Source organism: Tolypothrix sp. PCC 7712, from assembly GCF_025860405.1.
Lineage (GTDB): Bacteria > Cyanobacteriota > Cyanobacteriia > Cyanobacteriales > Nostocaceae > Aulosira > Aulosira diplosiphon.
Window position 1 is genome coordinate 7,952,352 of record NZ_CP063785.1, and the last position, 20,325, is coordinate 7,972,676.

15 protein-coding genes are annotated in these 20,325 nt (G+C 43.9%); 10 read left to right on the forward strand and 5 right to left on the reverse strand.

All coding sequences use genetic code 11. The features are described from left to right. Positions 1 to 45: 45 nt before the first annotated feature. Positions 46 to 4,770, reverse strand: coding sequence for a glutamate synthase large subunit (gltB, locus tag HGR01_RS32330; protein WP_045868175.1), 4,725 nt, complete (start codon positions 4,768 to 4,770; stop codon positions 46 to 48). A 763-nt stretch (positions 4,771 to 5,533) separates the two neighbouring features. On the opposite strand from gltB, the gene HGR01_RS32335 reads away from it, so the two are divergent. Both HGR01_RS32335 and HGR01_RS32340 read left to right on the forward strand, forming a co-directional pair. Then, positions 5,534 to 7,531, forward strand: coding sequence for a phosphodiester glycosidase family protein (locus HGR01_RS32335; protein WP_071989342.1), 1,998 nt, complete (start codon positions 5,534 to 5,536; stop codon positions 7,529 to 7,531). 369 nt (positions 7,532 to 7,900) lie between these two features. Continuing rightward, positions 7,901 to 8,329 carry a phosphomannose isomerase type II C-terminal cupin domain gene (locus HGR01_RS32340; protein WP_045868881.1) on the forward strand — a complete coding sequence of 143 codons (429 nt, stop codon included), beginning with the start codon at positions 7,901 to 7,903 and terminating at the stop codon, positions 8,327 to 8,329. A 32-nt stretch (positions 8,330 to 8,361) separates the two neighbouring features. On the opposite strand, the gene HGR01_RS32345 is transcribed toward HGR01_RS32340, so the two are convergent. Beyond that, positions 8,362 to 8,562: a hypothetical protein gene (locus HGR01_RS32345; protein WP_045868174.1), complete on the reverse strand. Its 201-nt coding sequence runs from the start codon at positions 8,560 to 8,562 to the stop codon at positions 8,362 to 8,364. On the opposite strand from HGR01_RS32345, the gene HGR01_RS32350 reads away from it, so the two are divergent. From HGR01_RS32350 to HGR01_RS32380, 7 genes are all read left to right on the forward strand, one after another. After that, on the forward strand, positions 8,561 to 8,908 hold the full coding sequence (locus tag HGR01_RS32350; protein ID WP_045868173.1) for a HesB/IscA family protein: 348 nt from the start codon (positions 8,561 to 8,563) through the stop codon (positions 8,906 to 8,908). The two genes, HGR01_RS32345 and HGR01_RS32350, sit on opposite strands and share 2 nt — an antisense overlap. Before the next feature lie 124 nt (positions 8,909 to 9,032). After that, positions 9,033 to 9,416 (forward strand): 30S ribosomal protein S12, encoded by a 384-nt coding sequence (gene rpsL / locus HGR01_RS32355; RefSeq protein ID WP_045868172.1) that lies wholly within the window; start codon positions 9,033 to 9,035, stop codon positions 9,414 to 9,416. A gap of 385 nt (positions 9,417 to 9,801) precedes the next feature. Beyond that, positions 9,802 to 10,272, forward strand: a complete 471-nt coding sequence (rpsG, locus tag HGR01_RS32360) for a 30S ribosomal protein S7 (protein WP_045868171.1) — start codon at positions 9,802 to 9,804, stop codon at positions 10,270 to 10,272. A gap of 137 nt (positions 10,273 to 10,409) precedes the next feature. Then, positions 10,410 to 12,488, forward strand: a complete 2,079-nt coding sequence (fusA, locus tag HGR01_RS32365) for an elongation factor G (protein ID WP_045868170.1) — start codon at positions 10,410 to 10,412, stop codon at positions 12,486 to 12,488. A gap of 22 nt (positions 12,489 to 12,510) precedes the next feature. Next, positions 12,511 to 13,740, forward strand: a complete 1,230-nt coding sequence (tuf, locus tag HGR01_RS32370; RefSeq protein WP_045868169.1) for an elongation factor Tu — start codon at positions 12,511 to 12,513, stop codon at positions 13,738 to 13,740. A gap of 191 nt (positions 13,741 to 13,931) precedes the next feature. Then, on the forward strand, positions 13,932 to 14,249 hold the full coding sequence (gene rpsJ / locus HGR01_RS32375; protein ID WP_010998474.1) for a 30S ribosomal protein S10: 318 nt from the start codon (positions 13,932 to 13,934) through the stop codon (positions 14,247 to 14,249). Positions 14,250 to 14,700: 451 nt separating this feature from the next. Then, entirely contained in the window at positions 14,701 to 15,351 is a 651-nt protein-coding gene (locus HGR01_RS32380) for an LON peptidase substrate-binding domain-containing protein (protein ID WP_045868168.1), read from the forward strand. A gap of 1 nt (position 15,352) precedes the next feature. On the opposite strand, the gene pheA is transcribed toward HGR01_RS32380, so the two are convergent. Beyond that, positions 15,353 to 16,246, reverse strand: coding sequence for a prephenate dehydratase (gene pheA, locus HGR01_RS32385; protein ID WP_045868167.1), 894 nt, complete (start codon positions 16,244 to 16,246; stop codon positions 15,353 to 15,355). Between the two features lie 369 nt (positions 16,247 to 16,615). Between pheA and HGR01_RS32390 the strand changes: the two genes are divergently transcribed. Next, entirely contained in the window at positions 16,616 to 17,203 is a 588-nt protein-coding gene (locus tag HGR01_RS32390) for a DUF1997 domain-containing protein (protein ID WP_045868166.1), read from the forward strand. A 34-nt stretch (positions 17,204 to 17,237) separates the two neighbouring features. On the opposite strand, the gene HGR01_RS32395 is transcribed toward HGR01_RS32390, so the two are convergent. Next, positions 17,238 to 17,903, reverse strand: a complete 666-nt coding sequence (locus tag HGR01_RS32395) for a ribonuclease HII (RefSeq protein WP_045868165.1) — start codon at positions 17,901 to 17,903, stop codon at positions 17,238 to 17,240. Positions 17,904 to 17,911: 8 nt separating this feature from the next. Beyond that, positions 17,912 to 20,023: an Rne/Rng family ribonuclease gene (locus HGR01_RS32400; RefSeq protein ID WP_045868164.1), complete on the reverse strand. Its 2,112-nt coding sequence runs from the start codon at positions 20,021 to 20,023 to the stop codon at positions 17,912 to 17,914. Positions 20,024 to 20,325 lie beyond the last annotated feature (302 nt).

Consider the following 20,325-nt stretch of genomic DNA (forward strand, 5'->3'; position numbering starts at 1 on the left):
AGATTTTGATGATGTTAGGAAATCCCTAACAATTCCACTCAATTACTAAACTGTACTCAACTGTTTAATTTGGGGATTTGCTTCTGCACTATCAGCTTCGGAAGGTGGAACTAATTGCCAGAATTTAGGTAAGAATTCTTGCCAGTTTTGCAGAATTAACTTCGCTTTTGGTGAACCAGTGCGATCGCAATGGGTTTGAATTAATTCTTGCAGTTGTTTCTCCCCGGCTTCTGTGACTACTCGCTGAATTTTGACAATGTCCTTATTGACTAATTCAGGGAAAGAACCATCTTCATCCAAGAAGTAAGCTAATCCTCCAGTCATCCCCGCAGCAACGTTGCGCCCAACTTTACCCAGGACGACAATCACACCACCAGTCATATATTCACAGCAGTGATCGCCTGCGCCTTCAATGACTGCTAAACCTTTGGAGTTACGTACAGCAAAGCGTTCTCCTGCTAGACCGTTGGCAAATAGCACCCCACCTGTAGCACCGTAGAGGCAGGTATTGCCAATAATTACGTTTTGTGCAGGGTTATAGGTAGCATTAGCGGGAGGTTTGATGATGATTTCACCACCATGCATTCCTTTACCGACATAGTCGTTAGCTTCTCCTTCTAGACGGAGAATCATCCCAGGTAGGTTGAAAGCTCCAAAACTTTGCCCTACACTACCTTGGAAGTTGAGATGAATTTGTCCTGCGAAGCCGCTATCGCCATATTCAGATGCGATCGCACCTGCTAATCTTGCACCGACTGTTCTATCGGTGTTAACGATTTTCACAGTTTTAGCGATGGTAGATTGGTGAAAAATTGCCGCTTTAATATCTGGATCGGCTAGCAATTCATCATCTACAACCGGGCCGTTACTGTGAACTTCTTCATGCACTAACCAGCTACGGTCATTTTTGGTATCTGGTAGCTGCACTAAGCAGTTGAGATTGAGTGATTGGGTTTTGGCGAGTTTGATATCCTCACGCTGTTTTAGCAAATCTGCACGTCCAATGACTTCCGATAGCGAACGGTAGCCTAGTTTCGCCAACAGACTCCGCACTTCTTCTGCAATAAAGTAGAAGAAGTTGACCACATGTTCGGGCATACCGGAGAACCGTTTACGGAGTTCTTCTTTTTGGGAAGCAACACCTACAGGACAGTTATTGGTATGGCAAATCCGCGCCATAATACAGCCTTCAGCAATCATGGCGATGGAACCAAAACCGAATTCTTCACCGCCCATCAATGCACCGATTAGCACATCCCAGCCACTCTTGAGACCGCCATCTACACGCAAAATGACGCGATCGCGCAGGCTATTTTGCATCAGGACGCGATGTACTTCACTTAATCCGAGTTCCCACGGTGAACCCGCGTGTTTAATCGAACTTAGCGGTGACGCACCTGTACCGCCGTCATGACCAGAAATCTGGATGATATCAGCGTTAGCTTTCGCTACCCCAGCCGCAATGGTACCAATACCAATTTCTGCAACTAACTTCACAGATACCTGTGCTTTCGGGTTAATTTGATGCAGGTCAAAAATTAGCTGGGCGAGGTCTTCAATAGAGTAGATGTCATGGTGTGGTGGTGGGGAAATTAATGTGACACCAGGCTTGGAACGCCGCAACATCGCAATGTAAGGACTGACTTTCGGCCCTGGTAATTGTCCACCTTCCCCAGGCTTGGCACCTTGAGCAATTTTAATTTCAATTTGTTTGGCGCTAGCTAAGTAACCAGGTGTGACACCAAATCTTCCCGATGCAACTTGCTTAATGGCGCTGGAAGCTGTGTCACCATTCCGCAAACCTCTTAAGTGGGGGAGAGTAGCTGAGTGACCAGATTCATCAACATCATCCAAAACTTTGTAGCGGACTGGATCTTCGCCACCTTCCCCAGAGTTGGATTTACCACCAATCCTGTTCATGGCGATCGCTAAAGTTTCGTGGGCTTCTCTGGACAACGCACCTAAAGACATTCCACCTGTGCAGAAGCGTTTGACAATCTCGCTGACTGATTCCACTTCTTCTAAAGGAATGGAGGCGCGATCGCTTTGGAAATCTAACAAGTCACGCAAAGCCGTAACTGGGCGATTTTTCAGGTGTTCTTTGTACACTTCGTAGTGGTCGTATTGCTTCCCATCGACTGCTTTATGCAATGCTTTGGCCAGTTCGGGGCTATTCATGTGATATTCGCCGCCACGACGGTACTGCACAAAGCCCAAGTTTTCTAGTTTCTTAATTGTGAGTTCGGGGAAAGCTTTGTGATGGAAGGAGAGAATTTCCTGGGCTAAGTCACTGACAGTCAACCCACCAATGCGGGAAGCTGTACCTTTGAATCCTAGTTCTAGCAAATCTCTACCAATCCCAATAGCTTCAAAGATTTGCGCTGCTTGATAGCTGGACAGCAAAGAAATTCCCATTTTCGAGAGAATTTTTAGCAATCCAGAGGCGATGGCTTTGCGATAGTTAGCGATCGCTTGGTCTAGGGTAATGCTAGCAATTTGACCCCTAGCCATAAACTGCTGCGTCTTGGGATCGCCCCACCAATCGCGGACAGTATCTAAAGCCATGTAAGGACAAACTGCACCAGCCCCATAGCCAATCAAACAGCCAAAGTGATGAGTACTCCAACATTGAGCAGTATCAACAATCAGGGATGCTTTCATCCGCAACCCTTCACGGATCAGGTGATGGTGTACTGCACCTACAGCCAACAGTGGTGGAATATAGCTGTATTCGGTTCCTAGGGAAGAGCGATCGCTCAATATCAAAATCTTGGCACCCGCCCGTACTGATTCCGCAGCTTTGGCTTGTAAAGCCTCTACTGCTGCTTTTAAGCCTTCTGGCCCTGCAGCAATTTCAAATAAAGTTGACAATTGAGCAGTTGTAAAGCCAGAGAGTTTGATCGCCTCTAATTCTGCTTCGGTCAGGACTGGTGAATCTAGTTTGATTCTCTTAGCATATTCTGGCTTGACTTCTAGTAAGTTACCCCGTTCGCCTAGCTCGACTTTCAGAGACATAACTAGCTTTTCTCTGAGGGGGTCAATAGCTGGGTTGGTGACTTGAGCAAAGCGCTGCTTGAAATAGTCATACAGCAAGTGGGGTTTTTCAGACAACACTGCTAGGGGAATATCATCACCCATACAGAAGGTTGGCTCTGAACCTTGCATAGCCATTGGCTGAATCACCATTTCCACATCTTCTGTGGTGTAACCAAAGGCTACTTGATGTTGCAACAAGGTTTTTCTGTCAACTGTTTCTGCGGCTAGGTGTTCATTATTAGTTGCAGCATAGCCGTTACCGTTGCTGTTGGTTGCACCATTGCCATTACCATTGCTGGCTGCAGAATAATCAGCTACCAAGGATTTCAGGTCTTGGCGATACTTTTGCAACCATTCCCCATAGGGGTGTTGCTTGGCAATCCGCTGCTTAATCTCCCAATTTTTGAGCACTTCATTGGTAGTTAAATCCACGGCAATCATTTGCCCTGGGCCCAGTCTACCTTTTTCCACGATGCTAGCTTCCGGTAAATCTACTACACCAGCTTCGGAAGCGACGACGATGTAGTCATCTTTGGTGATTGCATAGCGAGCAGGTCTGAGTCCGTTACGATCTAATGTGGCACCAACTTTTTGCCCATCACTAAATACTAAAAGGGCTGGGCCGTCCCAAGCTTCTTGCAAGCCGCTGTAGTACTCGTAGAAATCGGTAATCTCAGGATAATCCTGTAATGAAGGCTGATTTTGATAAGCTTCTGGAACCAGCATCATCAAGCCTTCCAAAGGACTGCGTCCAGAACGCACCAATAGTTCTAAGACGTTATCTAAGGTGGCAGAGTCGCTGTTGTCAATATGAACTAAGGGCTTGAATTCCTCAATGCGAGACTCCTGCGGAGAGGCTGCGCCAACGCCCCAAACTGGATGGGCTAAACTCGCTTCTCGCGCCATCATCCAGTTAATATTACCCAATAAAGTGTTGATTTCGCCATTATGACCCAACAACCGCATTGGTTGTGCTAAGGGCCATTTGGGCATAGTGTTGGTGCTAAATCGGCGGTGATAAACAGCAAAGGCACTTTTGTAAGCGGGATTTTTTAAATCGAGATAAAAATCTCCCAACACCGCGGAACGCACCATGCCTTTATAGACAATTGTCCGGCTCGATAGAGAGCAAACGTAAAAATCCTCGGAGATGTTTTTTGCAGCTTTAAAAATGCGACGACGGGTAATATACAGCGCCCTTTCTAGTTCTTCACCACTTTTGTTGGCAGCAGCTAGAAAAATTTGCTCAATTTGGGGTTGATTTTCTTTTGCTTGTATCCCTAATGTCTCAGGCTTTACTGGAACTACGCGCCAGCCCAGTACCGTGAATTGTTCTTCAGCCGCAATTTCTTCAACCATTGCTCGGGATTTGGCGGCTGCTTGGGGGTCTTGGGGTAAAAAGATCATCCCCACAGCCAAATTACCTGTAGATGAAGATTCTATCCCCCTTTGGATATACTCTTGCTGGAACAACTCCCAAGGTATGGCGGTCAATATACCTGCACCATCCCCGGAATCTTGATCGGCACTACAACCACCCCGATGTTCTAAGCAAGTTAAGGCTGTTAAGGCTTTGGCAATAATTTCGTGGCTCGCAGAATTTTGGCGATGGGCGATGAATCCCACACCACAGGCATCTCTTTCCTCAACTAACCACCTTTGACCCTGATAACTATCTTTTTCCCTATCTGCAAATGACATGTTCTGCACTTGATTCCTTGGTGTATTATTCATAGCCTAATCCTGAAATGCTGAGTTACTAATTTTGCCGCCGCCAATGAGAAAAATTTCTAAGATTTCGCAATGGAGAATATAAACATTCACCGAAATTTAGGGAAAAAAAATTTTAACTTCGGTCAGTTGTTGTTGTTCTCCCGTGTTAAAATAATCGCGTTATTTTTTTATGTGTTTATGCTGAGTTAGACAAATTACTTTTGCCCTAAATGTCTTTATATTGATATCCTGCGTGAAGCTAAGTAGTTTCTCAATTCTTGCTTTTCCAGATGATGGCTATTTTTCAAGTAAAGCTAGTAATAGCTCACCTGAAACGAAAATCAATCTGATCGCTTCACTAAATTTTGTTGCCGAAATTACCTGATTGCGGTAACAAAATCAGCCTATTACACTATATGCCCATTTGACAATTCCTAAATATTTCTGTTGTTATCTAGATTTTGGTTAATTATCGATTGCCACTTGCGTTACTACTAGCTATACCTCACTTAAGTAGCAACAGTAGCAAACATCGGTGAGGAGGGAATATTTTAATCCAGCGCTAATCTCTAAAACTGCCGTTTTAGACTACTGGAAGTGCCAGTTAAAACACTTAATTGCAGTGGTTGTTTAGTCAAAAATGCCCTTTTGTGTCTGCAAGAGACAACAAGCCATCATATATAGTATCACGTTTTTTCAAAGCTTTGATCGTTATTGTTTTAGATTTCTGCATCATCAGTCAATATCAATTTTGGGTGATAGCTTTCACAAGTACCAGCAAATCATGTTAAAAATGCCGCATAATTATCGACACAAATGCCATACTGCTGTGTTTAAAAGAAGTCATAGCAGGTTGGTTTTGGCTCCGATTTCGCCAATAATCGCTACAGCGCTGTGTTTATATACTACCAGTGCTACAAGGGCCCAACAGTTACCCCCAACAAATATTTCCACACCATCAATCAAGCCCCAGTCTACTCAAGCTCCCTTTTCTAGAGTCATCGCCTCTGGCAATCAAATATCGCTCAATGGTCGTACTTTATCAGGAGCTTGGTTGCAGCGACCAGGAACTACCGATCAACTGACAACTCATCTGAGTGATGGTGTACTCAGGCAATTAATTGGCATAGATTTGTTGAGCAGCAACAATCCAGCTAGACAACCCATAAATTGGTTTTCGTATAGCACAGCACCATTAATTTTAGATGCTTGGTTGCAAAGAGGATATCGTTATTTAGATATTACTAGTTTTGCTCAAACAGCAGGATGGCAGATACAAGCCAATGGCAACATTTTAGCAATTTCTACACCTGCTGCGAATGTCACAGAAATCTCACAAAATCAAGAAAGTTTTGGCGATCGCGTCATTATTAATTTAGACCGACCAACTCCTTGGCAAGTTACACAAGAATTACCAGCTAAAAGTCCGCAAGATCCGGATACAGCAACAGCTAAACCTGCGAAAATTCCTCATAGAGTCTGGAAAATTGCTATCGATGGCATTGCTGATCCAGCTTTAATCCAAAGGTATACTCCCTTACCACCAGCACCCTTACCAGCGCCAATACCAAATCTGCTCAAACAATTATTACCCACCCCTGCACCAGAAACACTAATCAAGCAAGTAGAAGTAGCGAACAACCAAACGGTAATTAGTTTGAGCATTCCGTTTGGGTTGTCTCCCCGAATTAATACTGTTGCTAACCCCAACCGCTTAATTATCGAAGTTCGACCCGATGCGTTAGTAGAAAAGAATATTACTTGGGCTAGGGGATTGAATTGGCGACAACAGTTAGTTAATTTAGGCACAGATCGCTTTCCAGTTGTTTGGTTAGAAATTAATCCCCGTGCTTTTGGGCTAACGCTCAAACCTATTCGCGGTAATGTTAATGGTGCGGTAGGGACTGCACCGTTAATTCAAATGGCCCCTAAATTCTCAGCAGCAGCCGCAATTAATGGTGGTTATTTTAACCGCAATAATCGCTTACCACTGGGTGCCATTCGTCAAAATGGTCAGTGGATATCAGGCCCGATATTAAACCGAGGTGCGATCGCCTGGAATGATTCCGGCGAATTTTATTTTGATCGCCTCACCTTACAGGAAACTTTAATTGGGCCGAATAATTTGCGATCGCCAATTCTGTTTGTTAATAGTGCCTATGTTCAGAGTGGTATTGCTCGTTATACGCCTACTTGGGGTCAAACTTACACTCCCCTTACAGATAACGAAATCATCTTAACTGTTCAGCAAGACCAGGTTACCAATCAATTACCAGGTGGTAAAGCTGGGCAAACTAACTTTCCTATTCCTCCAGATGGCTATCTTGTCACTTTACGAGGTAATGCAGTGAATACTGCTGCCCAACTACCCGTTGGCAGCGTAGTTAGCATTACAAGTGGCACAATTCCTCATGAATTTAATCGTTATGCCAATATCATCGGTGCGGGGCCACTACTCATCAAAAACCGTCAAATTGTCCTTGATGCTAAGAGCGAAAAATTCAGTGATGCTTTTATTGCCGAAAAAGCAATTCGTAGTGGTATTTGCACAAATGCTACAGGTAATTTGATGATTGCTGCTGTACATAACCGTGCTGGCGGCCCTGGCCCTACATTAGCGGAACACGCAAGGCTGATGCAACTTCTAGGTTGTGTAGATGCTCTCAATTTAGACGGTGGTAGCTCTACCAGTCTCTACTTAGGAGGGCAATTAATAGATCGTTCTCCCAGTACCGCTGCACGTGTCCACAACGGCATAGGTATTTTCTTAGAACAAAAGTGATTTAGGGCATAGGGCAATTCAATTTTGGATTTTGCGAAAAGTTGCGTGCGGGGGTTCCCCCCGTTGAGCAAACTTTTCAAGACGGATTTGCAATTTTGGATTAAGGTTTAAATCTAAAATCCAAAATCTAAAATCTAAAATTCCCAATTCCTTCATAAAGTTAAGAAAAAGCTGCCCTTGTGTTTGATGAAGAATTGGTATAGACGCTGTAGTTTTAGTAGCAGTCTTTTACATCCTCAAGATTGCTTTTGTTATCGTTGGCAAGGTGCGACACGATTCTCGATTTTCGCAACTGCACGGTAACGCCAGAATTCTCATCAATGGTTCCTAAAGTACAGACGGTTTGTTATGTCTTTAAATGAGGTTACTATGGTTCAAATTTCAGAAACAACACAAACTAACGCTCTGCCCTTACCTCCAGCGATAACTTCCAGAGGCGTTGCAGCAACTGAATTACGCCCTTGGGGTTCTTTTACAGTTTTAGAAGAAGGGCGAGGATATAAAATTAAACGTATTGAAGTAAAGCCAGGACATCGCCTCAGCCTGCAAATGCATCATCACCGTAGCGAACACTGGATTGTTGTGTCTGGTACAGCTAGGGTAGTTTGTGGAGAAAAAGAAGTTTTGTTAAGCAATAATCAGTCTACCTATGTACCTCAATGTACAGCCCACCGCCTAGAAAATCCTGGCGTAATTCCCTTAGTGCTGATTGAAGTACAGAATGGTGAATATTTAGGTGAAGACGATATTATTCGCTATCAAGATGATTATGCCCGTACTGGCGATCAAAGCCGTTAAGATGCGATCGCTCATTTAGCCCTATTCTTGCCTTATAAGTTTTCTATACTCATCCCACCGCATAAAAGGTGGGATTTTTTATGATTTGGGGTTTGGTAATGGGTAATTGGTAACGGAAATTTCTCTCCTGCTTCCTCATCTCCCTCATCTCCCTTATCCCCAATCACCAGTCCCCAATCCCCATTCTGTAATACTGTAAATATGGAGTTGGAAATTTGTACAATAAATTCCATGATGCAATTGAGTCCAGCCGCTGCCAGTGAAATTAAGCGATTAAAGTTGAAGCAGCCGCAAAACGTTTTATTCCGTTTAGCAATTAAACCCGGAGGTTGTTCTGGGTGGTTTTATGATACGTCTTTTGATGAGACAGTAAAAGTCAGCGATCGCGTATTTGACCTGAATGGCATCCAGTTAGTTGTAGATGCAGATAGTTTAAAATACGTTGATGCATTAATAGTTGATTATTCAGAAGATCTGATGGGTGGTGGCTTTCGCTTCCAAAATCCTCTAGCAAGTTCTATTTGTGGCTGTGGTAATTCTTTTAACTTAAATCAAGATTCATTGAGCAATAATCAGTAGTAAAAACAACTATTTCTGAGCAATTGACCCAAATCACAAATAATAATTGACATGAAACCTTGAAAAAAGTTATAATTAGGATTTGTTAAAACTTAGACACTAAGCAGCTTACGCGCTGTAACTCATGCCAACAATACAGCAGCTCATCCGTAATGAACGCGAACAAGCGCGTCAGAAAACCAAATCTCCGGCTCTGAAGCAATGCCCACAACGTCGGGGTGTTTGTACCAGAGTATACACAACTACGCCTAAAAAGCCTAACTCAGCACTGCGGAAAGTGGCAAGAGTCAGGCTGACTTCTGGATTTGAAGTAACAGCTTACATTCCAGGTATTGGTCACAACCTACAAGAACACTCAGTTGTGATGATTCGTGGCGGTCGGGTTAAAGACCTTCCTGGCGTGAGATACCACATCATTCGTGGAACTTTAGATACAGCCGGAGTCAAAGACCGTAAACAAGGGCGTTCCAAGTATGGAACCAAGCGTCCCAAAGCAGCGAAAAAATAGGAAATAGGCGGTTAATCGCATGAATTACGATTAATCGTCTAGCCTAGAATAGCTGAGGGAGAAAAAACTGGCATTTGCGATCGCAGCATTAGTTATAGTTCTTGTGTCTGTATCCACAAATCAAGTCCTGCACTAAGCGAGCAAGTGTAGGATATTTTGATCCGAATCGTATTTGAGTGACAGCAACGCTTTAATCTAAATATTAAGGTTTATTAACGTTGTCGCCTTGTTTGTCTGATGACAGGTAACAAGTAAAGTAAGTTTGCCTGGCTGCATCTGTAAGATGAAAAAATTGAGGAAGTTTGAGCGGCGTTTCCTACCGCTTTTAGTTTCCGGTGTCTGATAGCATATAATTTCGTTGCCAAAACCGAATTAAGGGTGAAGTATGTCACGTCGTGGTGTTAGTCAAAGGCGACCAGTTCCGCCTGACTCAGTTTATAATAGCCGCCTAGTTAGCATGATCATGCGGCGAGTAATGCGTCATGGTAAAAAATCACTTGCAGCACGCATTGTTTATGATGCATTAAAAACTATCGAGGAACGCACTGGTAATCCTGCTCTAGAGACCTTTGAAAGAGCAGTACGGAATGCAACGCCTCTAGTAGAAGTAAAAGCTCGCCGGGTTGGTGGAGCAACTTACCAAGTACCAATGGAAGTGCGTTCAGAACGGGGTACTACCCTAGCGCTACGTTGGCTGGTACAATTTTCTCGTTCTAGAGCCGGACGGACAATGGCAGGCAAATTAGCTAATGAGCTAATGGATGCTGCTAATGAAACCGGCAATGCCATTCGTAAGCGGGAAGAAACACACCGCATGGCAGAAGCCAACAAAGCCTTTGCTCACTATCGTTACTAATTTTAGAAGCGATATATCGCGCATTCAAAAGCGATATATCGCGGATTTTCAAAAAAGACGGTTTTCCGTAAAAGTATAGAATCTTAACAAAGAGTAATATACAAGATATCATGAGGCAAAAACTATAGGAGGCTACTGTGGCACGTACGATCCCGCTAGAGAGAGTACGCAATATCGGTATTGCGGCGCATATAGATGCGGGCAAGACAACAACAACAGAGAGAATATTGTTTTACTCTGGGATAATTCATAAGATTGGCGAAGTCCATGAAGGAACCGCCGTCACAGACTGGATGGAGCAAGAGCGGGAGAGAGGAATCACCATCACCGCGGCTGCTATTAGTACCAGCTGGAAAGATCATCAAATAAACATTATCGATACTCCAGGTCACGTTGACTTCACTATTGAAGTTGAGCGCTCCATGCGTGTGTTGGATGGTGTAATCGCCGTGTTCTGTTCTGTAGGTGGCGTACAACCCCAATCAGAGACAGTATGGCGGCAAGCAGACCGCTATAAAGTGCCGAGGATAGCCTTTATCAACAAGATGGATCGTACAGGCGCGAACTTCTATAGAGTTCACGAACAAATGCGCGATCGCTTGCGAGCTAATGCTATTGCCATTCAACTGCCAATTGGTAGTGAAACCGAATTTAAAGGCATCGTTGACCTGGTACGGATGCGTGCCTATATTTACAACAACGATCAGGGAACAGATATTCAGGAAACTGAAATTCCCGCCGACTTGCAAGAGCAAGCAGCAGAGTACCGCACCAAACTGATCGAAGCGGTAGCAGAAACTGATGACGATCTGATGACTAAGTACTTCGAGGGTGAAGAACTTACAGAAGCAGAAATTCAGGCTGCTCTGCGAAAGGGAACAATTGCAGGTACGATTGTGCCAGTGCTTTGCGGTTCAGCATTTAAAAACAAAGGCGTACAGCTAATGCTGGATGCAGTTGTAGATTACTTGCCAGCACCAATTGATGTACCAGCAATTCAAGGTACATTGCCTAATGGTGATACCGTTGAACGTCGGGCTGATGATAACGAACCTTTATCAGCGCTGGCCTTCAAGATTATGGCTGACCCATATGGTCGCTTAACCTTTGTACGCGTTTATTCTGGTGTCCTGAAGAAGGGTAGCTACATTCTCAACGCTACTAAAGGTAAGAAAGAACGCATCTCCCGCTTAGTTATTTTAAAAGCCGACGAACGACAAGATGTCGAAGAAATGCGGGCTGGTGATTTAGGCGCAGCTTTGGGTTTGAAAGATACCTTAACAGGTGACACAATTACTGATGAAGGATCACCAGTAATTCTGGAATCTCTATTCATTCCTGAGCCTGTGATCTCGGTGGCGGTTGAACCCAAAACCAAGAACGACATGGATAAGTTATCCAAGGCACTGCAATCTCTCTCAGAAGAAGACCCGACTTTCCGTGTCCACGTCGATCCTGAAACCAACCAAACAGTGATTGCAGGTATGGGAGAGCTACACCTGGAAATTCTCGTAGACCGGATGTTACGCGAATTTAAAGTGGAAGCAAATGTGGGTGCACCCCAAGTAGCTTACCGCGAAACAATTCGTAAACCAGTCACCAGAGTTGAAGGTAAATTTATTCGCCAAAGTGGTGGTAAAGGTCAATACGGTCACGTTGTGATCGATTTGGAACCAGGTGAACCTGGTAGCGGCTTTGAATTCGTTTCTAAGATTGTTGGTGGTTCCGTACCCAAAGAGTACGTTGGCCCCGCAGAACAAGGAATGAAAGAATGCTGCGAATCTGGTATTTTAGCTGGCTATCCACTCATTGATGTGAAAGCTACTTTGGTTGATGGCTCTTACCATGATGTAGACTCTTCAGAAATGGCTTTCAAAATCGCCGGCTCTATGGCGATGAAAGAAGCGGCTCACAAAGCTGCGCCCGTTCTTTTAGAGCCTATGATGAAAGTCGAGGTTGAAGTTCCAGAAAACTTCCTTGGCGATGTCATGGGTGACCTCAATTCCCGTCGTGGGCAAATTGAGGGTATGGGATCTGAGCAAGGTCTTGCTAAAGTGACTGCTAAAGTCCCATTGGCAGAAATGTTTGGCTACGCCACCGATATCCGGTCGAAGACTCAGGGTCGGGGCATCTTCTCAATGGAGTTTAGCCACTACGACGAAGTGCCTCGCAACGTGGCTGAGGCAATCATTGCAAAAAGCAAAGGGAACGCTTAATTAAAAAAGGAAACGAGCATTCATGGCACGCGCAAAGTTTGAAAGGAAGAAACCCCACGTTAACATCGGTACTGTTGGACACGTTGACCACGGTAAAACAACATTAACAGCAGCCATCACCATGACCTTGGCAGCTCTTGGCCAAGCTGTAGCTAAAGGCTACGACCAAATCGACAACGCACCAGAAGAAAAGGCGCGGGGTATTACTATTAATACCGCTCACGTTGAGTATGAAACCGAAAATCGCCACTATGCTCACGTAGACTGTCCAGGACATGCTGACTATGTGAAAAACATGATCACTGGTGCAGCCCAAATGGACGGAGCGATTCTAGTAGTAGCTGCTACCGATGGACCCATGCCCCAAACCCGCGAACACATCCTGCTAGCAAAACAGGTAGGCGTTCCCAGCTTGGTTGTCTTCTTGAACAAAGAAGACTTAATGGATGACCCAGAACTGCTAGAACTAGTAGAACTAGAACTCAGAGAACTGCTTTCTAGCTACGATTTCCCTGGTGATGACATTCCCATCATCAAAGGATCTGGTCTACAAGCACTGGAAGCAATGACTGCTAACCCCAAGACCCAGCGTGGTGAGAATAAGTGGGTAGATAAAATCTATGAACTGATGGATGCTGTAGACTCCTACATCCCCACTCCAGAGCGGGCTGTTGATCAACCCTTCTTGATGGCTGTAGAAGACGTATTCTCCATCACTGGTCGTGGTACCGTAGCTACTGGTCGGATTGAACGCGGTAAAGTTAAGGTTGGTGATGTGGTAGAGTTGGTGGGCATTAGAGACACCCGCAACACCACTGTTACCGGGATCGAAATGTTCAAGAAGAGTCTGGATGAAGGTTTAGCTGGTGATAACGCAGGTGTATTACTGCGCGGTATCCAAAAGGCAGATATTGAACGGGGTATGGTACTAGCTAAACCCGGTTCTATTACACCTCATACTCAATTTGAAGGTGAAGTGTACGTTCTGACAGAAAAAGAAGGTGGTCGGAAAACCCCATTTTTTGCTGGTTACCGTCCTCAGTTCTATGTACGGACAACAGATGTAACTGGTACCATCCAAGCTTTCACCGCTGATGATGGCAGCGCTGCAGAAATGGTCATGCCAGGAGATCGCATCAAGATGACTGTAGAATTGATCAACCCGATCGCAATTGAGCAGGGAATGCGCTTTGCGATTCGTGAAGGTGGTCGTACCATCGGTGCTGGTGTCGTTTCTAAGATCGTCAAATAGCACCTTTTCACTTAATTAAAAAGGAGCAGAGATAGCAAACTCTCTGCTCCTTTCTCTTCCTTCAATTCAAGTGATTAGCAATTGGGAATTAGGGATTAGGGATGGAGATTTTATCTCTAGTACCAACTCCTCACTCCCCAATCTCTAATCTCCTAAAGTCCCTTAAATAATCAGAACCTAGAAAACTAAAGATGGCAACTCTACAGCAGCAGAAAATTAGAATCCGCTTACAAGCTTTTGATCGTCGTTTATTGGATACATCTTGCGAGAAGATTGTAGACACCGCTAACCGCACTAACGCCACAGCTATCGGGCCTATTCCTTTACCAACAAAACGTAAGATTTATTGTGTATTGCGATCGCCTCACGTAGATAAAGATTCCCGCGAACACTTTGAAACTCGCACCCATCGCCGGATTATTGACATTTATCAGCCTTCTTCTAAAACTATTGATGCTCTGATGAAGCTAGATCTGCCATCTGGTGTGGACATCGAAGTAAAACTTTAATTTTATAAGTCAAAAGTCAAACAATTTTTGATTTTGGGTTTTAGATTTTAGATTTGTTCCGCCACGCCACTTCTCTGCAGTTGAGCCAGCCGCTTGCGGGGGTTACCACGCCACTTGCTCCTCTTGGGGAAACCCCAAGATCGCAGTCGCTCCCTGTGGTTCGGACTGGCGTGAGAAACTCGCCCACGAGAGTGGCCCCAAAAGAGGCGGGGCTTGTATGAAAAACAATCCAAAATTCCAAATTTCAAATCTAAAATTGGCATGGTCAAAAGTGTAATCACCATTGACCTTCGACGCTTGATAGTCACTTTTGTATTAATACTTACACAGCCCTGAAGAAATATCTCTCAGGGCTTTTTCTGAGCTTGAAAACAAATGATAGAATGTAAACATTGTACGGGAGAAACAGAGACTCATAAATTTTAACGATTAAATTTATACCAGAGTAACTATGACATCCTCTTCTAGAATTGCAGTTCGCGAACTACCTCTGTTCCCGTTACCTGAAGTAGTTCTTTTTCCTAGCAGACCATTACCCCTGCATATTTTTGAATTTCGCTACAGAATCATGATGAATACGATTCTTGAAAGCGATCGCAGGTTTGGGGTTTTGATGGTCGATCCAGTCAAAGGTACCATTGCTAATGTGGGTTGCTGTGCAGAGATTATTCATTACCAGCGATTGCCAGATAACCGGATGAAAATGTTAACTTTAGGTCAGCAAAGATTTCGTGTTTTAGAATATGTTCGCGAAAAACCCTACCGAGTGGCTTTGGTTGAGTGGTTTGAAGACCAAACACCAACAAAAGATCTGCGACCTTTAGCTTCTGAAGTAGAACAACTGCTACGAGATGTTGTGCGTCTTTCAGCAAAGTTAACTGAACAAAATATTGAACTACCAGAAGATGTACCCGATCTGCCTACCGAGTTATCTTATTGGGTAGCCAGTAACCTTTATGGGGTAGCCGCAGAACAGCAGTCATTGCTAGAAATGCGTGATACAGCAGCTCGCTTGGAAAGAGAATCGGAAATTTTGACTTCTACTCGCAATCACTTGGCAGCTCGTACAGTTCTTAAAGACACTTTTAATCAAAAATTATAAGTTAATCAATGGATTCTACTGACTGTAGAGTTGTAATCGGTAGGATACTGTAGCTACCAAAAATTTTTAAAATTTCTGTGTAGGTGCTGAGTTCTGCCAAAGCAGATTGCATTTTGGGTGAATTGCGGTCTGCTTCTAAATCCATAAAAAATAAATATTCTCCCAAAGAGCGCTTTGTCGGGCGAGATTCAATGCGGCTGAGGTTAATTTCTCGTTGAGCAAATATTTGCAAGGGTTTGACAAGTGCGCCTGGGAGATTAGCGGGTAAGCTGAAAGCTAAGGAAGTATGGGTATTTGTTGTTGAATATTTCTGTGGCGAAATCTCAGTTTGAGCTTGACTAATTACCCAAAAGCGAGTGCAGTTTTCTGGATAATCGTTGATACCAGTGGCTAGTATTGGGAGGTTATAGAGTTCAGCTGCTCTCATAGATGCGATCGCCGCAGCTGTTAAATCTTGCTTTAGTAGTTGTAATGCTTCGGTAGTGGAATTGCTGGGAATTATCTGTACTGTCGGCAGAAATTGCCCTAACCAGCTTTGACATTGAGCCAACGCCTGTTGGTGAGAATAAACAGTTTTAATTTGCTCTAAACCTGAGGCACAGGAAATTAGGGTATGGGCAATAGGTAATATCAAAGCCAACTGAATTTGCAAACTATCCAATAGCCACAATGTATCCATTGTCATGGTGACACTGCCTTCTATGGAATTTTCCACTGGCACAACTGCTAACTGCGTTTGTCCTTGAGCAACAGCTTGGAGTGATTGAGCAATGCTGGGATAAGGACGTAACGTAGCTGCAACTCCTGTTGTTTGAGCCAGCCAATTGAGATAAAAAACAGCTGCTTGCTCTGCATAAGTACCGGGAGGCCCTAAATGTGCGATCGCTAGTGTCATCTTTTTAGCTTTGAGGTGCAAGTTGGATTTGTTTACAGATAGGTAAACTACACATTTTTAACAGCCATTTTCTGAAATAAATTCTGCTGATTAATCTGTATTTTAATTCCTCAGAGAATTGCTCAAAATTTTATTATTGGCAGATTTTTAACTGCATACAATACTTAATTTGTCAATGATTAATTTTGATGATTACTGATATATTTCTCTAACTAAAGATAGTCATCAAATTATTAACTTTATTATTTATAATGTATAGTTTATGAGTCACAATAGTTTTTATAATCAATAAAGCTGAGACTTTATCTCAAAATCAATCTAATATATTAAAAAATATTAAAATTAAACAACATATATATTAATTTACTCATGGCTACCCGGTTTACGGCTTCTCAATCAGTTGAAATTGCTGTTCCAAAGCAGCCTATTCCTATTCAGCACTATTTGCGTCAACCACAACGTTTGGTTCATGCTTTAGTTGACAATAATCGCATTCAGCAACTTTCAGAAGAAGTATTTCGGTTAAAAATGCGTCCTCTGACTTTTATGTCACTTAGTTTGCAACCAACTGTAGACATGAGAGTCTGGGCAGAATCTAATGGCACTATTTGTTTGCGATCTGTAGGTTGTGAAATTCTTGGTGTTGAGTATATTAATCAACGTTTTGCTTTGAATTTAAAAGGTTACTTGTCACCATCACAACTCAGTACAGGTACATACCTGCAAGGCAAAGCTGATTTAGAAGTGCAGGTAGAGTTACCACCACCATTTTGCTTTACTCCCAAACCAATTTTAGAAACCACTGGTAATGGCTTACTTAAGAGTGTGCTATTGACGGTAAAACAGCGGCTACTACATCAGCTATTAGCCGATTATCGTCGCTGGGTAATTTCTCAAACGAATGTTCAAAAGCTGAACGAAGATAGCGCAGAATTGCCCATATTAAATATGGAGTAAATTTACTCTAGGAGTCTCTGCGTTTTATTTAACCTCAATTTTGAATTTGACAAGAACGAAAGGACTTACGGTGCAACGGTGAAGGCCCGTATTTTTGTAGAGCTAGTAAATGCTTTTGACTACCATAGCCCTTGTTACTTGTTAAGTCGTACATGGGATACTTGGTTGCCAAGCGCACTACTAGCTCATCACGCCAAACTTTAGCCACAATACTCGCGGCGGCAATATTGAGCGATCGCTCGTCTCCTTTGACTATTGTTTGTTGGGGTAATAACAAGTCTTTTACTGACTGATTCCCATCTATTAAGCACAGTGCAGGCTGTACTTTCAGTTTGAGCACAGCCCGCTTCATTGCTAACAGTGTTGCCTGCAAAATGTTGATTTGGTCAATTTCCGCAGTGGAAGCGAAGCCAATTTTCCAGTCTATTGCTAATGCACAAATCTGCTGTGCTAGTTCCTTTCTGCGAGAGCTAGACAGCTTTTTACTATCTTTGATTTTAGCTGCCATCAATTCTGGCCAAGCACACTCTGGTAGCATAACGGCGGCTGCTACTACAGGGCCAAACAAAGCACCTCGCCCTACTTCATCCACACCAGCTATGCCCGCAGTACCCGCTAAGGTTGACAATTCTAACCACAGCAGTTCACTTTGAGGTATCGCAGAATTATGATTGGCGGCAGTTTGCTCTGGCTCTACCATCATGGCAGTTAGCTGTCTTCATTGTTGTCGTCGATGGCCGAGGAGCGACGACGACGGCGACGGCTAGCAGCAGTACTATTAGATTCCGTGGCTTCAGGTTCTTCTGCGATCGCAGTAAATCCTGGTGATTCAATAACTGGTTGGGGTGATGGTTTTGGCTCTACTTCAAGTTGTGATGTCGGTACTTTGATGGTGCTGACAGCAGTGCTGACTTTTTCCGTGGGGGTAGAATCAGAGGTAGATTCTGTAGTGGGAAGTTGTCCTGGTTGCACAATATTGATAATTACTGATTTCGGATTTTTCACTTCCCGATCCAACTTCACCAAGGGAGAAACACCCATCAAAGCAAAAACATCTTGTTCTTCATGGGTCATTTCTACAGTTCTAATTTCCGGTGGTTCTACCACTGGTTTGATTGGTTCTACTTTGGTAACTTTAGCCCGTTCTCCTCGATCACTCCAACCTTGTTTATTCAAGCTTGGTGGTGGTATCTCTGGTGCTGGCGCTAGTTCATTATCAGCATCTAAGTCTAAGTCGGGGTCGTTGACAAAAGCGAGTGGATTGTTGACAATCCGTCCTTCATCTTTGCCATTGGGCGCACCAATACCAATGCGACTACGACGGGTGCGGGTGCGGCGCTTGTTATGATCGCTCAGTTCTTGATAGCTGGGATGATTGATTAAGTTGAGGGCACCCAAGTCAGAATCGTTATCAAATGTATCGCCAAATCCATCGTAGGTCTCCCGTGGATCGGGAATGCGGGCCACTGGCTGACGAGGTTCTCTGGCTTCCCGTGGTTCTCGCGCCTCTCTTGGTTCCCTATTCGGCAGAGGGATAAAGCGTTCTGGTACTTCTGTGGGTATGGTGGGCAATCTACTTTCTAGTTCTCCCGGTAGACGCACAGTATGCCCTAAACCTCCACAGGTCGGGCAAGTTTCACCAAATAATTCGTAAATATTTTGACCTTGGCGCTTACGGGTGAGTTCTACTAAACCCAGTTCAGTGAGTTGAGCAATTTGGGGACGAGCTTTGTCTGCTTTCAGGGCTTTGTTAAAATGCTCCAGTACTTGCAGTTGATCGCGTCGTGATTCCATGTCAATGAAATCGACCACGATCACCCCAGCAATATTCCGCAGACGCATCTGTCGGGCAATTTCTGTAGCGGCTTCGCAGTTAGTCCACAGTACTGTCTCTCTAGCTGTTGCGGAACGTGTAAAGGAGCCGGAGTTAACATCTATGACTGTTAAGGCTTCGGTTGGCTCAATGATGATATAGCCACCAGAAGGTAAGTCTACTCTTGGTTTGAGGGCTTCTCGAATCGCGGCGTTAATCCGGAAGTATTCTAAAATTGGTGAGCGATCGCGATGATGGTCAATTAACAATCCCTGCGGTGTTTGACCCCCACTCCAGTTTTGTAAATACTGCTTAACGCGTTTTAAACCAGTACTAGAATCGACTACAATGCGATTCACATCCGCGCCGTACATATCTCGCAAGACGCGTTGGATAAAGTCATCATCTCGATTCAGCAATGCTGGGGCCCGGGTGGATTGTGCTTCTTGTTGAATGGCTTCCCACTGTTTCTGCAATACTTCTAAATCTTCGATAATTGCTTCTTCTGGTTTACCTTCGGCTTCTGTGCGGACTAATAAACCCATACCTGCGGGTTTGATCAAAATTGCTAATGCCCGCAGACGGTTACGCTCGCTTTCACTTTTAATCCGCCGAGATAAATTTACACCTCTACCATAGGGCATCAGGACTACGTAGCGTCCTGGCATAGTGATATTACCTGTGAGCCTTGGCCCTTTTGTGCCCGTTGGCTCTTTCATTACCTGCACCAACACTTTTTGTTGTGGTGCTAATAATTCTGTGATTGCGGCGGCTGTCCGCTTCAGCTTTAACGGCCCCAAATCAGTGACGTGAATAAAGCCGTTACGCTCTGGATCGCCAATATTTACAAAAGCTGCATCAATACCTGGTAGTACATTTTCTACCACTCCTAAGTAAATATCACCAATTTGGTGATGACCGGTGGCTACAACAAGTTCTTGTATTTGATCTTCCGAAAATACAGCAGCAATTTGATGCTGTTCCGCGATGATAATTTGCTTTGGCATTCAATTCCCTCAAAAATTCGTTGCACCGATGGGTAAAGGAGGTTTTTTTAGCCTCTCTCCCCTGCAAGCCCCAAAAGGTGCAGCTGATAATAATAATTGTGAATTTAAGCTCCCAGTGAAAGAGCTATGGATACTGTGATTGCGTTTACACGCCTGATTATTCCAGAAAGGCTGCATATGTTTAAGCAATTACATCAACCATCTATGGTTGATTTTTGATGCTATACCTTCACCAGTGAAAGATTAGGTATTCAGCAGTTGTTTAAAAAGCATAGAGGAAGAGTTGCCGACGGAGCCTATTG

Bases quoted from the DNA above. Each gene is read 5' to 3' on its own strand.
- HGR01_RS32395 (WP_045868165.1), bottom strand. From the start codon at position 17,903: ATGGTAGAGCCAGAGCAAACTGCCGCCAATCATAATTCTGCGATACCT.
- rpsL (WP_045868172.1), top strand. From the start codon at position 9,033: ATGCCAACAATACAGCAGCTCATCCGTAATGAACGCGAACAAGCGCGT.
- HGR01_RS32350 (WP_045868173.1), top strand. From the start codon at position 8,561: ATGATGCAATTGAGTCCAGCCGCTGCCAGTGAAATTAAGCGATTAAAG.
- HGR01_RS32390 (WP_045868166.1), top strand. From the start codon at position 16,616: ATGGCTACCCGGTTTACGGCTTCTCAATCAGTTGAAATTGCTGTTCCA.
- HGR01_RS32380 (WP_045868168.1), top strand. From the start codon at position 14,701: ATGACATCCTCTTCTAGAATTGCAGTTCGCGAACTACCTCTGTTCCCG.
- tuf (WP_045868169.1), top strand. From the start codon at position 12,511: ATGGCACGCGCAAAGTTTGAAAGGAAGAAACCCCACGTTAACATCGGT.
- HGR01_RS32345 (WP_045868174.1), bottom strand. From the start codon at position 8,562: ATGGAATTTATTGTACAAATTTCCAACTCCATATTTACAGTATTACAG.
- HGR01_RS32335 (WP_071989342.1), top strand. From the start codon at position 5,534: ATGTTAAAAATGCCGCATAATTATCGACACAAATGCCATACTGCTGTG.
- gltB (WP_045868175.1), bottom strand. From the start codon at position 4,770: ATGAATAATACACCAAGGAATCAAGTGCAGAACATGTCATTTGCAGAT.
- HGR01_RS32400 (WP_045868164.1), bottom strand. From the start codon at position 20,023: ATGCCAAAGCAAATTATCATCGCGGAACAGCATCAAATTGCTGCTGTA.
- rpsJ (WP_010998474.1), top strand. From the start codon at position 13,932: ATGGCAACTCTACAGCAGCAGAAAATTAGAATCCGCTTACAAGCTTTT.
- pheA (WP_045868167.1), bottom strand. From the start codon at position 16,246: ATGACACTAGCGATCGCACATTTAGGGCCTCCCGGTACTTATGCAGAG.
- rpsG (WP_045868171.1), top strand. From the start codon at position 9,802: ATGTCACGTCGTGGTGTTAGTCAAAGGCGACCAGTTCCGCCTGACTCA.
- HGR01_RS32340 (WP_045868881.1), top strand. From the start codon at position 7,901: ATGGTTCAAATTTCAGAAACAACACAAACTAACGCTCTGCCCTTACCT.